Origin of the sequence: Pseudomonas sp. SD17-1, from assembly GCF_029201585.1 — a bacterium.
In the GTDB taxonomy this organism is placed as follows: domain Bacteria; phylum Pseudomonadota; class Gammaproteobacteria; order Pseudomonadales; family Pseudomonadaceae; genus Aquipseudomonas; species Aquipseudomonas palmensis.
Window position 1 is genome coordinate 826,793 of sequence record NZ_CP104044.1, and the last position, 13,638, is coordinate 840,430.

The 13,638-nt window shown below is 66.1% G+C and carries 9 protein-coding genes and 1 tRNA gene; 5 read left to right on the forward strand and 5 right to left on the reverse strand.

What is annotated here, in order from left to right; genetic code table 11:
- Nucleotides 1–19 precede the first annotated feature (19 nt).
- The 3 genes from N0B28_RS03720 to N0B28_RS03730 all read left to right on the forward strand — a co-directional run bounded on the left by N0B28_RS03720 (nt 20) and on the right by N0B28_RS03730 (nt 4,006).
- Nucleotides 20–535, forward strand: coding sequence for a sigma-70 family RNA polymerase sigma factor (locus N0B28_RS03720; RefSeq protein WP_043864306.1), 516 nt, complete (start codon nt 20–22; stop codon nt 533–535).
- On the forward strand, nt 532–1,473 hold the full coding sequence (locus tag N0B28_RS03725) for a FecR family protein (protein WP_052504321.1): 942 nt from the start codon (nt 532–534) through the stop codon (nt 1,471–1,473). Before N0B28_RS03720 ends, N0B28_RS03725 begins: the two co-directional genes overlap by 4 nt.
- Before the next feature lie 76 nt (nt 1,474–1,549).
- Complete coding sequence (locus tag N0B28_RS03730; RefSeq protein ID WP_058540622.1) at nt 1,550–4,006, forward strand: TonB-dependent receptor; 2,457 nt, start codon at nt 1,550–1,552, stop codon at nt 4,004–4,006.
- Between the two features lie 116 nt (nt 4,007–4,122).
- On the opposite strand, the gene N0B28_RS03735 is transcribed toward N0B28_RS03730, so the two are convergent.
- From N0B28_RS03735 to N0B28_RS03750, 4 genes are all read right to left on the reverse strand, one after another.
- Nucleotides 4,123–4,199: transfer RNA gene (locus tag N0B28_RS03735), tRNA-Met, on the reverse strand.
- A 92-nt stretch (nt 4,200–4,291) separates the two neighbouring features.
- Nucleotides 4,292–6,703, reverse strand: coding sequence for a TonB-dependent receptor (locus tag N0B28_RS03740; RefSeq protein ID WP_275730407.1), 2,412 nt, complete (start codon nt 6,701–6,703; stop codon nt 4,292–4,294).
- Nucleotides 6,704–6,799: 96 nt separating this feature from the next.
- On the reverse strand, nt 6,800–7,726 hold the full coding sequence (locus N0B28_RS03745) for a FecR domain-containing protein (RefSeq protein WP_058540624.1): 927 nt from the start codon (nt 7,724–7,726) through the stop codon (nt 6,800–6,802).
- Nucleotides 7,723–8,244, reverse strand: a complete 522-nt coding sequence (locus N0B28_RS03750) for a sigma-70 family RNA polymerase sigma factor (RefSeq protein ID WP_054916253.1) — start codon at nt 8,242–8,244, stop codon at nt 7,723–7,725. Before N0B28_RS03750 ends, N0B28_RS03745 begins: the two co-directional genes overlap by 4 nt.
- Before the next feature lie 234 nt (nt 8,245–8,478).
- On the opposite strand from N0B28_RS03750, the gene N0B28_RS03755 reads away from it, so the two are divergent.
- Together N0B28_RS03755 and N0B28_RS03760 are read left to right on the forward strand one after the other, a co-directional pair.
- Nucleotides 8,479–9,699 (forward strand): MFS transporter, encoded by a 1,221-nt coding sequence (locus tag N0B28_RS03755; protein WP_088515261.1) that lies wholly within the window; start codon nt 8,479–8,481, stop codon nt 9,697–9,699.
- Between the two features lie 300 nt (nt 9,700–9,999).
- Nucleotides 10,000–11,157: an MFS transporter gene (locus tag N0B28_RS03760; RefSeq protein WP_043864312.1), complete on the forward strand. Its 1,158-nt coding sequence runs from the start codon at nt 10,000–10,002 to the stop codon at nt 11,155–11,157.
- A 9-nt stretch (nt 11,158–11,166) separates the two neighbouring features.
- Here the strand turns inward: N0B28_RS03760 and N0B28_RS03765 are convergent, their stop codons facing one another.
- A complete protein-coding gene (locus N0B28_RS03765) occupies nt 11,167–13,623 on the reverse strand; it encodes a TonB-dependent receptor (protein WP_275730411.1) in 2,457 nt (818 codons plus the stop codon).
- Between the last annotated feature and the right edge of the window lie 15 nt (nt 13,624–13,638).

The window sequence follows — 13,638 nt, forward strand, 5'->3', positions numbered from 1 at the left end:
CTCATTTAGTGCCGCCGACATGAAAGCCACCCCACCCGCCGACAGTCTCGCTTCGTTGTACAAGGGCTACCACGGCTGGCTGCTGGTGTGGCTGCGCCAACGCCTGGACTGCCCGCACAACGCTGCCGACACGGCCCAGGACACTTTCATGCGCCTGCTCAGCGCCGGCAGCTATGTGGCCCCGCGCGAGCCGCGGGCGTTCCTGGCTACCGTGGCGCGGCGTCTGCTGATCGACCGCGGGCGCCGGCAGAAGCTCGAACAGGCCTACCGCGAAGCGCTCGCCCGGCACGTCGAGTACCTCGACCAGGCACCTTCTCCCGAGCAGATGCTGGCCGCGCTCCAGGCCCTGGAGCACATCGCCCGTGCCCTCGACCTGATGAGCGTGCGCGCCCGCGAAGTGTTCATCCTGCGTCACCTCGAAGGGCTCAGCCATGCCGAGATCGCCGCACGCCTGAACGTCTCGACCAAGACGGTGCAGAACCACCTGGTGCAGGCCCTGCTGCACTGCCACGCTGCCACAGATCCTGCCCTGTGAACCTGCCTGCGGCCACGCTGCGCAAGGCTGCCGAATGGCTGGTGCGCCTGGACGACAGCGCCAGTGCCGGCGACCAGCAGGCCTTCGAGGCATGGCTGGCCAGCGACCCGCAGCACCTGGAGGCCGTGCGCCAGTTGCAGGGCAGCCTCGCGCCACTGCGTGAACTGCCCCGTGCGCCGGCCCGCGCGGCGCTCAAGCGCATTGCGCCGCAACCCCGTGGCAAGCGCGCGCTCAAGGCGCTGGCAATCAGCCTGGGCCTGCTGCTGCCGGCCGGCCTGGTGCTGCAGCACTATCCGCCGGCTTATCTGATGGCCGATATCCGTACCGGCAGCGGCCAGTGGACTACACAGCAATTGCCGGACGGCAGCCGCATCAGCCTGGATGGCCGGTCGGCGGTCGACCTGCAGTTCGACGCCCAATCGCGCACCCTGCGCCTGCTCAGTGGCGAGATCCTGCTGGATGTGGCCAAGGACGCCAGTCGCCCGTTCCGCGTGGTCACCGAACACGGCAGCATCCGTGCCCTGGGCACCCGCTTCATGGTCGAGCGCAGCGAGCACAGCACACGCCTGGCCATGCTCGAGTCGAGCACCGAGGTCAAGAGCGCCGGCAGCAGCCGCACGGTCAGCGCCGGCCAGCAGGTGCGCTTCGACGCCACTGGCATCCAGCCACTCCAGGCGGTCGACGCCGCCGGGCTGGAGCAGGCCTGGGCCAGCCACCAGATGATGGTCAAGGAGCAGCCGCTGGGCGAGGTGCTGGAGCGCCTGGCACGCAACCACGGCGGCTACCTGCTGTTCGATGCCAAGGCGCTGGCGCACCTGAACGTGACCGCCGTGTTGCCCGCCGACGACAGCGAGCGGGCGTTGCGCCTGCTGGCGCGCAGCTTCCCGATCCGGGTGCAGCACTACACCCCGTGGGTCACGCGAGTCACTCTTGAATAGAAATCCTTATCAAACGCTTCCAGTTCCCGTTACCTGTGCGTCCTTGTATTAGCCAATACATCGGAGAGTCGGGAACATGCCTTCACACAAGCCCCTCAAGCCCAGCCGCGCCCTGGCGCTGGCGGTTCATCTAGCCCTCGGCACGCTGCCGCTGCTGGCCCTGCAGCCGGCGCATGCGCAACAGCAGGTGCAGCGCTATGCCATCCCGGCCGGGGCGCTGGGCGACGTGCTGAGCCGTTATGCCCGCGAGTCGGGGGTGGCCATTTCGTTCAATGCCGGCCAGGTCGCCAACCTGTCCAGCGCCGGGCTGCAGGGCAACTATGCCCTGCAGGACGGCTTCGCCGCGCTGCTGTACGGCCACGGCCTGCAGGCCCAGGCCAGCAGCGACGGCTACGTGCTGGTGGCGCTGCCGGCGGCCAACGGCGCGGTGGAGCTGGGCGCCACCAGTATCAACGGGCAGGTGCTGGGGAGCACCACCGAGGGTACCGGCTCCTACACCACCGGGCCGATGCAGACGGCCACCAAGCTGCCCCTGAGCATCCGCGAAACCCCGCAGTCGGTGAGTGTGATCACCCGCCAGCGCATGGACGACCAGGACATGCAGAGCCTGGAAGATGTGCTCAAGAACACCCCCGGCATGTCCATGACCAAGGACGGCCCGCAGCGCCCGACCTTCTATGCTCGCGGCTTCACCGTCGAGAACCTGATGAACGACGGGCTCTCCAACGACCTGTCGCATTACCTCTCGCGGGACATGAACTCCACGCCCGACATGGCGATCTACGACCACGTCGAGGTGGTGCGCGGCGCCACCGGCCTGATGCAGGGCTCGGGCACGCCGTCGGCGGCGATCAACATGGTGCGCAAGCGCCCCACGGCCGACCCGCGCCTGAGCATCACCGGCAGTGCCGGCAGCTGGGACAACTACCGTACCGAGGTCGACGGCTCCGGCGCGCTCAACGACAGCGGCACCCTGCGCGGCCGGATGGTCACCGCCTACCAGACCCGCAACAGCTTCCAGGACGTGGCCGATACCGAGCGCTCGGTGTTCTATGCCATCGGCGAGGCCGACCTGAGCGACAACAGCACCTTCACCCTGGGGCTGTCGAACCAGAGCGTCAACAACACCTCCACCTGGGGCGGCCTGCCCACTGGCATCGACGGCAGCGACCTGCACCTTTCGCGCTCCACCTACCTGGGCAACGACTGGGAATACTGGGACCAGGACAACACCACCCTGTTCAGCCGCCTGGACTATCGCCTGGACAACGACTGGAAGCTGCTGCTGGCGGCCAGCCGCACCTGGTCGAAGCTCAAGATGCTCGGCAGCATGACCGAGCGCATGGGCGATGAGGGCGAGGTGTTCGGCCAGTACCTGGGGCAGTACCACTACGACGACGAGCAGAGCAGCTATGATGCCTATGCCACCGGGCCGTACCAGTTGCTGGGGCGTACACACGAACTGGTGGTGGGGGCCAGCCGCCGCGAGCTGACCTTCGAGGGCAAGGGCAACTACAGCGACGACCTGATCGGCATGAACATCCATGCCTGGGACCCCGGCAGCCTGCCCAAGCGTCGCCTGGACCTGAACTACTGGCACCAGGACCGCGAAACCTCGCAGACCGGCACCTACGTCACGTCGCGCTTCAACCTGGCCGACGACCTGAAGCTGATCGTGGGCGGGCGCCTGGACTGGTACGACAGCGAATCCCAGACCCGCAACGGCACGCGCCTGGGCAAGCCTGTCAACGTGAGCGTCACGCGCAACCTGACCCGCTACGCCGGGGTGATCTACGACCTGGATGCGCAGCATTCGGTGTACGTGAGCTACACCGACATCTTCAAGCCGCAGTCCGAGCAGGACGCCAGCGGCAGCGAACTCAAGCCGATCGAGGGCAAGAACTACGAGGTGGGGATCAAGGGCGAGTACTTCGACGGCGCATTGAATGCCAGTGCCGCGGTGTTTCGCATCGACCAGGAGAATCGCGCCAAGACCCTGGAGCGCTACCAGTGCTCCGACCTGGTGCCCAGCTGCTCCGAGGCGGCGGGCAAGCTGCGCAGCGAGGGTATCGAGCTGGAAGTGAACGGCACCGTGCTGCCGGGCTGGGAACTGGGCGCGGGCTACACCTTCGCCCAGGTCAAGTACGTGAAGGACGGCGACCCGGCCAACGAGGGACGGCTGTTCGACACCGACATCCCGCGGCACGTGTTCAAGGCGTTCACCACCTACCAGCTGCCGGGCGAGCTCGAGCGCTGGAAGGTCGGCGGCGGGGTGTACCGGCAGAATGCGATCTACAACAAGGGTGACAACTGGTACGCCACCGACAGCACCTACCGCATCGAGCAGGATGCCTACACCTTGGTCGACCTGATGCTCAGCTACAAGGCCTCCGAGCACCTGGACGTGCGCCTGAACGTGAACAACGTGTTCGACACCAGGTACTACCAGAGCATTGCCACCAACACGGTGTATGGCGGCAACTTCTACGGTGACCCCCGCAATGCGATGCTGACGTTGCGCTGGTCGCTCTGAAAGGATCAGGCCGGCTCCTGCGGGCGTGCAGGGGCCGGCCTTGCCGGCGAAGCGGCCGGCACTTTTCTTCAGACATGAAAAAAGGGCCTACCTTTCGGTAAGCCCTTTTTAGTACTTGGTGGCTACACAGGGACTTGAACCCCGGACCCCAGCATTATGAATGCTATGCTCTAACCAACTGAGCTATGTAGCCAAGTGGCGCGCATTATTCGCTCGAAACGATGTTGTGTCAACACCCAATTTCAAAAAATTTAACGCCCGATCAACCGCTTAGCCAAAAACCCCTCAGAACCTGTAGGTGAAGTTGGTCATCACGTTGCGTGGTGCGCCGTAGGTGCCGTACAGGCCGGCCATGCTGTAGTACTCGCGGTCGAACAGGTTGTTCAGGTTCACCGAGGCTTCCAGGTGCTCGTTGATGTCGTAGCGCGCCATCAGGTTGGCGATGGCATAGCTGCCCTGGGTGAAGGTGTGCAGGTCGTTGCCCACCTTGCTCTGCCAGTTCACGCCACCGCCCACGGTCACCTTGTCCAGCACCCCGGGCAGGCGATAGCTGGTGAAGGTCTTGAGGCTGTGACGCGGCAGCACGGTGTTGATGCGCTCGTCCTGGTTGTCGGTGGTCAGGGTATAGGCATACCCCGCCGACGCCTGCCAACCCTCGGCCAGTTCGCCGTTGATCTCCATCTCGATGCCTTTGGAGGTGGTGTCCTGCTTGGCCTCGTACACGTTGTCGTGCTGCCAGATCGCCAGGTTGTCCTGTTCGAGCTTGAACACCGCCACGCTGGAGTTCAGCTTGCCGTCGAAGTGGCTGCCCTTGATGCCCATCTCGTAGCCGATGCCCTGCATCGGGTCGATGGGCTTGAATTGCGCGTCCTGCACCCACGACCCCTGCGGGTTGAAGATCTTGGTGTAGCTGGCATACAGCGACCAGGTGTCGTTCAGGTCGTACACCACCCCGGCATAGGGGATGAACACGCCGGTTTCCTTGCGGTCGGTGTTGCTGCTGGCCGCGCCATAGGGGCGGTCCTCGGTCTTGCGCTCCCAGTCGATCAGGCGGCTGCCCAGGATCAGGTTCAGGTCGTCGCTCAGGTGCAGGCGGGTTGTGAGGTAGGCGGCGTACTGGTTTTCTTCCTGTGACGACTTGCCGCTTTCGGTAAACGCCGGCTTGGGCTGCTTGCCGTCCCAGTCGAAGATGTTGTCGATCGACGCATCCGGGGTGGCGTTGTAGTCGTAGCGCCAGCCGCCCCACTCGGGCACGCTCTGGCTGAACTGCGACAGGGTCACGCCGCCAATTAGTTCGTGCTCGCGCTCGAACAGGCTGAACGGGCCGGTCACGTACAGGTCCAGGTTGTCCTGGCGCGGGGTGCCCGAGAAGCGCACCGGCAGCTGGCTCATGCCGCTGCCGTCCGGGTTCAGATCGCCCATGACGAAGCCGAACAGCTCATCGAACTTGTTTTCCGAGTGGCTGTACTCGAGCTTGCCGCTCCAGCCGTTGCCCAGTTGCTGCTCCACCGAGGCGAAGTAGCTGGTCTGTTCGTGGTCGTTGTACGACCAGGTGGGTGCGCTGTTGATCGAGCGGCTGAGGTTGCTGCGCTCACCGTTGCTGAACCGGGTGGGCAGGCCGCTGCGCAGCGGCGAGTCGACGTCGGTGCGCAGGTAGCTCAAGCCCAGGGTCAGCAGGGTGTCTTCGCTCAGGTCGAATTCGGTGATGCCGTACAGCAGCTGGGTGTCCTGCTTGTAGCGGTCGACCCAGGCCTTTTCGGTCTTGTAGTCGGCCACCAGGCGGCCGCGCACGTTGCCGCTTTCGGTCAGCGGGCCGGACACGTCGAAGCCGCTGCCGTAGCGGTCCCAGGTGCCGGCCGAGCCGGTGATGCTGGCCTGGCCCTCGTAGGTGGGGCGCTTGCGGATCAGGTTGATGGTCGCCGACGGGCTGCCCATGCCGCTGATCAGGCCGCTGGCGCCGCGCACGATCTCCACCCGGTCGTACATCGCCATGCTTTGGGTGTAGTTGTCCATGCGCGTGGTGGTAGGCACGCCGTCCACTTCGTAGTTCTGGATCACGAAGCCGCGCGAATAGTAGCTGTCGCTCTCGGCGCCCAGGCCGTCACGGGTGACGATGATGCCCGGGGTGGCTTCCAGGGTGTCGGTCAGGGTGCTCAGGCGCTGGTCGTCCAGGCGCTGGCGGGTCATCACGGTCAGCGCCTGCGGGGTTTCCCTGGGCGTGAGGTTCAGGCGCGTCGAACTGCTGGAGGAGTAGGTGGTGTACAGCCCGGTGCCTTCGGTGGTCGAGCCTGGCGCCTTGCCCGAAATGCTCACGGCATCCAGTTGCAGGCCGCTGCCCAGATCCACCGGCAGCTCGATCAGGAAGCTGTTGGGGTTGGGCTGGCTCAGCCGTGCGCTGCTGCCGGTGAGGGTGCGCAGCGCCTGTTCGGCGGTGTACTGGCCCTGCACCTCGGGGGACACGATGCCCGCTACCTGGTTGGCGTCATAGATCACCTGGTAGCCGCTTTGCGCGCTGAACAGCTCGATGGCATCGACCAGCGACTGCGTCGAGATATGGAAATCGATGCGTTGCGTCTGGGCCTGAGTGGCCTCGGCGGCCTGCACGGCGGCGCCTGGCAGCAACGCCAGCAAGCTGGCGGCCAGGATCGCGCTGGCCAAGGGTCGACGGGTGAATGCGACGTCACGTGGGTACTGCATGGTTCCTCCCCCAAGAAGGTGCAAATGGTAATGCTTCTTATGTTGGGGGTGTGACGCAGCAGAAACGGGAATTACCGCGCCATCGGCAAAATATTTTCAGCGCACGATCAGCCAGTGCCCCAACACGGCATCGGCACGCAGTTTCTGGCTGCTGAGCAGGGCATCGAGGGCGCTGTCGGCCTGGTCCAGGTTGAAGCTGCCGCTGACCCGTCGCTGGCCGGCGGCCTCGTTGAGCAGCACCAGGCGGGTGCCCTTGTAGGTGGCCAGCTGTTCGAGCACCTGCTGCAACGGCACATCGCGCACCCGCAGCTGACCGTCGCGCCAGGCCAGCAGGCGTTCGGCATCCACCGTCTGCGGCGCATCGAGCCGTTCGCCGTGCAGGGTCAGGCGCTGGCCGGGGCTCAGGCGCTGGCGCTGGCTGGCGGTGCTGACCTCGACGCTGCCGCTGAGCAGCACCACGTCATCGTGCTCGCCACGGCTGACCGAAAAGCGCGTGCCCAGCACCTGCACCCGGGCCTGGTCGACCTCCACCACGAAGGGCCTGCCGTCGTGCACCACGTCGGCGAACACCCGGCCCTGGCGCAGGCGCACGGTGCGGGTGTCGCCGTCGAGGTCGATGTCCACCGCGCTGGCGCTGTCCAGGCGCAGGCGCGAACCGTCGGCCAGTTGCACCTCGCGGCGCTCGCCGGCGGCGGTGGCGTAGTCGCTGCCCAGGGTGTGCAGCGAGGGCACCAGCAACCCGCTCAGGCCGGCGCCCAGCAGCAGGCTGGCGGCGGCCGCATACAGCGGCCAACGGCTTTTCTTGGCGCGGTGCCGGTCGGCCTTGCGCACCCGGTGGGCGGGCAGCTCTAGGGTCTGCCAGAGCTGTTCGACGGCGGCCAGCGCGGCGGCGTTCTGTGCGTCGTGCACCCAGGCGTCGAAGGCGTCGCGTTCGGTGGGCGTGAGGTCATCGGCACGGCGCCGGGTAAACCAGTGCAAGGCCTGCTGTTCGCGTTCAGCGCTGGGGGAGTGATCGGGCGTCATTCGGCTTCGTTCGGCTGGCGCGCGTGCAGGGCGGCGGCCGCGCAGTGGCTCAGGGCTTTGTTCAGGTGGCGCTCCACGGCGCGGGGCTCCAGGCCCAGGCGTGCGGCGATGTCCTTGTAGCTCATTTGCTCGACCCGGGCCAGCAGAAACACCTCGCGGGTGGGCGAGGGCAGGCCGTCGATCAGGCGCTCCAGATGGTCGAGGGTATTGCCGGCCACGGCGCTGCGCTCGGGGCTGGTGTCGGTGAGCAACTGGTCGAGGGCCTGCTCGTCGCTGACCCCGCGCACCTGGTTGCGGCGCGCGTGGTCGATGCTCAGGTTGCTGGCGATGCGGTAGAGGAAGGCGCGCAGGTTGCCGACCTCGCTGCGCTCGCTGTGCATCAGGCGCACGAAGGCGTCCTGCAAGAGGTCGCGCGCGGTCTCCCGGCAGCGCACCCGACGGGTGAGAAAGGCCAGCAGCTCGTTGCGGTGACGCTGGTAGAGCAGCGTCAGGCTTCGGTCTTCCTGATTGTCGGGCATGGAGTGGTCGGGGCTCGCTATGGGTGTGGGAGCGGGCTTGACCCGCGATGCAGTCACCGCGCATGTGCCTGGCTCTGCGGCGATGCAATCGCGGGTCAAGCCCGCTCCCACAAGTGCTCGCGATGCTAGCGTTACTGAGAATTACTAACAAGTAGCCCACTTACTGAAAAGAATAGTGCGCTTGCTAACGAATTCTGGATAATTGGATCCCGACCACCCGATGGACGTTTTCCCATGGCCTTGAGCACCGCCCCGTCAAGTACGCCCGCCAGCACCGCCGCGCCCAGCCAGAGCAGCCCGCTGGTGATGCGCATCATCGCTGCCTGTGCGCTGGCGCACCTGATCAACGACCTCATCCAGGCGGTGCTGCCGTCGATCTACCCGCTGCTCAAGGCCAACTACGGGCTGAGCTTCACCCAGGTGGGGCTGATTACCCTGACCTTCCAGATCACCGCATCGCTGCTGCAACCGGCCGTCGGTTTCTATACCGACCGCAAGCCGATGCCCAACCTGCTGCCCCTGGGCACCCTGTGCACCCTGGTGGGCATCGTGATGCTGGCGTATGTCGGCAGCTTCCCGATGATTCTGCTGGCTGCGGCACTGGTGGGCATCGGCTCCTCGACCTTCCACCCGGAAACCTCGCGCATCGCGCGCCTGGCCTCGGGCGGGCGCTTCGGCCTGGCGCAGTCGACCTTCCAGGTCGGCGGCAATGCCGGCTCGGCGTTCGGGCCGCTGCTGGCTGCCGCCATCATCATCCCGTTCGGCCAGGGCAACGTGGTGTGGTTCGGCCTGTTCGCGCTGTTTGCAGTCATCGTCACCTACGGCCTGAGCCGCTGGTACCGCGGCCACCTGGCGCTGTTCAAGGCCAAGGCCGGCCAGGCCGCCACCCACGGCCTGAGCCGCAACCGGGTGATCGGCGCGCTGGTGGTGCTGGGCCTGCTGGTGTTCTCCAAGTACTTCTACATGGCCAGCCTGACCAGCTACTTCACCTTCTACCTGATCGAGAAGTTCGACCTGTCGGTGGCCAGTTCGCAGCTGTACCTGTTCCTGTTCCTGGGGGCGGTGGCTGCCGGGACCTTCTTCGGCGGGCCGATCGGCGATCGCATCGGGCGCAAGGCGGTGATCTGGTTCTCGATTCTGGGCGTGGCGCCGTTCACCCTGGCGCTGCCGTATGCCGACCTGTTCTGGACCAGCGTGCTCAGCGTGATCATCGGCTTCATCCTGGCTTCGGCGTTCTCGGCCATCGTGGTGTACGCGCAGGAGCTGGTGCCGGGCAACGTGGGCATGATCGCGGGGATCTTCTTCGGCCTGATGTTCGGCTTTGGCGGTATCGGCGCGGCGCTGCTGGGCTACCTGGCAGACATTCACGGCATCGAGTACGTGTACACGTTGTGTTCGTACCTGCCGCTGTTCGGGCTGCTGGCGATTCTGCTGCCGTCCACGCGCAAGCGCTGACAGCGCGCCGGCCAGGCGTCGATGCGATTGACGCCTGGCCGGGGTTTCACCTAGAGTGCCGGCCTTCCTTTTCCTGTAGTCGACCCATGAAACGTTTCTCCCGTCCTTGCGCAGCAAAGCCGCCGGTAGTCCAGGCCCTGCTGTGCGACTGGCCGTGCGATACGGTGCTCAAGCGTCGGCGCAGCGTCCTGTTCGCCTTCACCTTTTCTCCTCCGCGCGCCTGAACTGACCGTCGCTTTCAGAACACAGTCATGTTGATGCCTGCGCGCATGTGCGCGTCGGCGGGTTTCGGAGTTGTAGATGAACACGCGTTTGCTGGCGGGCCTTCTGTTCGCCGTTTCGATCGTAGGGTTGAGCCTGGGCGCCACCCTGCCACTGGTTTCCCTGCGCCTGCTCGATGCCGGGGCCAGCACCCTGCACATCGGCATCCTGTCGGCCGCGCCCGCTGCCGGCATGATGCTCTCGGCGTTCCTGGTGGACGCCTGCTGCCGCCACCTCACCCGGCGCACCATCTACCTGCTCAGCTTCGGCCTGTGCGCCCTGAGCGTGGGGCTGATCGAGTGGGCGTTCGACTCCACCTGGCTGCTCGGCCTGCTGCGCCTGGGCATGGGCGTGGGCATGGGGATCGCGATCATCCTGGGCGAATCCTGGGTCAACGAACTGAGCGAAGAGCACAACCGCGGCAAGGTCATGGCGCTGTACGCCACCGCCTTCACCGGTTGCCAGATGCTCGGCCCGACCATGCTTGCGCTGTTCGGCACCCATAGCCCTTGGGTGATCATCGTGGTCAGCGGCTGCTATGCCCTGGCCCTGGCGAGCATCGTGTGGACAGTGCCCAACGACTATGTGGAGCACGGTGACGACGGCGAGAAGAGCTTTACGCTGGGCGGCTTCTTTCGTGTGGCACCGGCCCTGTGCATGGGCGTGCTGTTCTTCTCGTTCTTCGATGCGGTGATTCTCTCGCTGCTGCCGGTGTACGCCACCAACCACGCCTATGCGGTGGGCGTGGCAGCGCTGATGGTCACGGTGATCCTGACCGGCGACATGCTGTTCCAGTTGCCGCTGGGCTGGCTGGCCGACCGCTGCGAGCGCACCACGGTGCACCTGGTGTGCGGCGTGGTGGCGATGCTGATCGGCCTGGCGCTGCCGTGGCTGATCCAGGTGCAGTGGCTGCTGTGGCCGGCGCTGGTGCTGCTGGGGGCGGTGGCGGGCGGGGTGTATACCCTGGCGCTGGTGCTGATCGGCCAGCAGTTCAAGGGCCAGGACCTGGTCACGGCCAATGCCAGCGTCGGCCTGTTGTGGGGTGTGGGCAGCCTGGTGGGGCCGCTCGTCAGTGGCGCGGCCATGGACGTCGCCCCCCATGGCCTGCCGATGGCACTGGCGGCGATGGCCGCGCTGTTCGTGTGCTTTGCCCGCAGCTCGCGGCGCAAGGCCTATGCGGCCCGCACCGCGCAGTAGCGGCCGGCCTCAGAAGCTTGCGCGCAGGGTCAGCGAGACGTTGCGCGGGTCGCCGTAGTAGTACCCCGTGGCCGTGGCGCCCACCTTCTTGTAGTAGTGCTTGTCGAACAGGTTGTTGGCGTTGAGCTGCAGCGAATAGTGCTGGTTGAAGCGGTAGCCCAGCAGCGCGCTGTACACCGCATAGCCGCTTTGCGAGGCCACGGCACTGCCGTTGCGCGAGTAGATGTCGCTTTGCGCACTGACCCCGCCACCCACGGTCCAGGCGTCGTATGCCCCCGGCAGGCGGTAGCTGGTGAACAGCTTCAACTGGCGCTTGGGGTCGGTGGGGCGCAGCACGTTGCCGGTATTGCTGAGGGTGTCCTTGAGGTACTCGGTGGTGGTGTAGGTGTAGCCGCCCGAGACCTGCCAGCCGGGCAGCACTTCGCCGGTCACTTCCAGTTCGAACCCTTCGCTACGGTTCTTGCCGGCGGCCACCTTGCAGTGGCCGCTGGTGTAGTTGGGCAGGCACGGGTCGGGGCTGCCCAGGTCATCCAGGGCGTTGCCCACCTGGTAGATGCGGAACACCGCCAGCGAGGTGTTGAGCCTGCCATCGTAGAACTCGCCCTTTATGCCCAGCTCGTAGGCTTCGCCAGTGACCGGGTCGAGCACCGCGTTGGACGCATCGGTGGCGCTTTGCGGGTTGAAGATCTCGGTGTAGCTGCCGTACAGGCTCAGGTTGTTGTTCAGGTCGTAGATCAGCGCCGCATACGGCACGATCTCGCGGTCGACGCTGTACTTGCCTGAGGTCTTGAGGTTGTTTTCCTGCTCGTAGTCGTACCAGTTGATGCGCGCGCCGATCACCGCGGTCAACGGGTCGGCCAGCGAGATGCGCCAGGTGGCGTGCGCCGCCTGCTGGGTGGTGCGGGTCATCACCGGCTTTGCGCTGATGTTGATCGACGGCTCGGGCAGGCTGGTCTTGGGGTCCCATTCGCGAATGTCGAACACCCCGGAGGCCGTGAAGTTGGTGGCCGAGGCAGTGGAGTCGTTGCGGATGCGCTCCACGCCCACCATCAGTTCGTGCTCGCGGCCCAGCAGCTGGAAGGGGCCGTTGAGGGTGGCGCTGAGGTTGGTCTGCTCGCTTTCGCCGCCGTCGCCCTCGGTCACCTGGTAGTTCATCAGGTAGGGGTTGGTGGTGCTGGCGCGGGTGAAGTAGGTCTGCTTGAAGCCGTGGTCGTCGAGGCGAAACTGCGTGCGGGTGCCCGATACCTTGAGCGTCCAGTCGTTGTCGAACACATGCTCGAGTTCGGCGAAGGTCTGCAGGTTGCTGCGGTTCCAGCGGTTCCAGTCGGCGCCCAGGTAGGTGCTGCGCGAGAGCTTCAGCGGCGAGCCATCGAAGTTGGCCGGCAGGCCGCCCCACGAGCCGGTGGCCTCCAGCTCGGTGTATTCGATGCCACCGGTGAGTGTGGTGCGTTCGCCCAGGTCGGCGGCCAGCACGCCGTAGAACACGTTCTTGCGCTCCATGCGGCTGTCCTGGAACGAGTCCTTGTCATCGTGCACGGCGATCATGCGGCCTCGGATCGCGCCGTTGTCGGTCAACGCGCCCGACAGGTCGGCCACGTAGCGCTGCGCATCCCAGGAGCCGGCAGTGACGCTGGCCGAGGCCTGGAAGTCCCGGGTAGGGCGCTTGCGCACCAGGTTGACGGTGCCCGAGGGGTTGCCCGCGCCGCGCAGCATGCCGGTGGCGCCGCGCAGGATCTCGGCGCGGTCGATGATCGCCGAGTCACTCTGGATGAACGAGCCGCCGCCACTGCCTTGCACCACGGTGGCGCCGTCATACTGGATGGCGTCGATCTGGTAGCCGCGCGAGTAGTAGGTGACGCGCTCGCTGTCGACGTAGTCGACCACCACACCCGGGGTCTGCTCCATCAGGGTGGTGAGGTTGGTGATGTTCTGGTCGTCCAGGCGCTGGCGGGTCAGCACCGACACCGATTGCGGCGTGTGGCGCAGGGTCTGGGGCATCTTGCCGATGGTCACCGCACCGGTGGTGTACGAGCCGCTGTGCTCGGTGGTTTCGCCCAGGCGGTCGCTGGAGATGCTGGTGGCACCCAGCTCCAGGGCGTCGCCGATGTCCACCGCCGGCAGCAGCAGGAAGCTGTTGGCCGACTTCTGCTGCACCTGCACGCCGCTGCCCTGCAACAGCAGCGCCAGGGCCTGGGCGTTGTCGTGGCTGCCGGACACGCCGGCGGTGGTCTTGCCCTGCAGGCTGGCGGCGTCATACGACAGGTTCAGCCCACCCTGGCGGGCCATCTGCTCAAGTGCTGCGTCCAGGTTCCCTGCGGGAATGTTCCAGCGTTGCACCTGCTGGGTGGCCGCAGGTGCGGCAGCGCCCAGCAACGGCGCAGCGGCGGCGCTCAGGGCCAGGCCGAGCAAGGCGCCACGCACGGCGCGCTGAAGGGGATCGGGGCGGGCAACACTGGGGTGGATCATTCGGGGCTCCTGAGA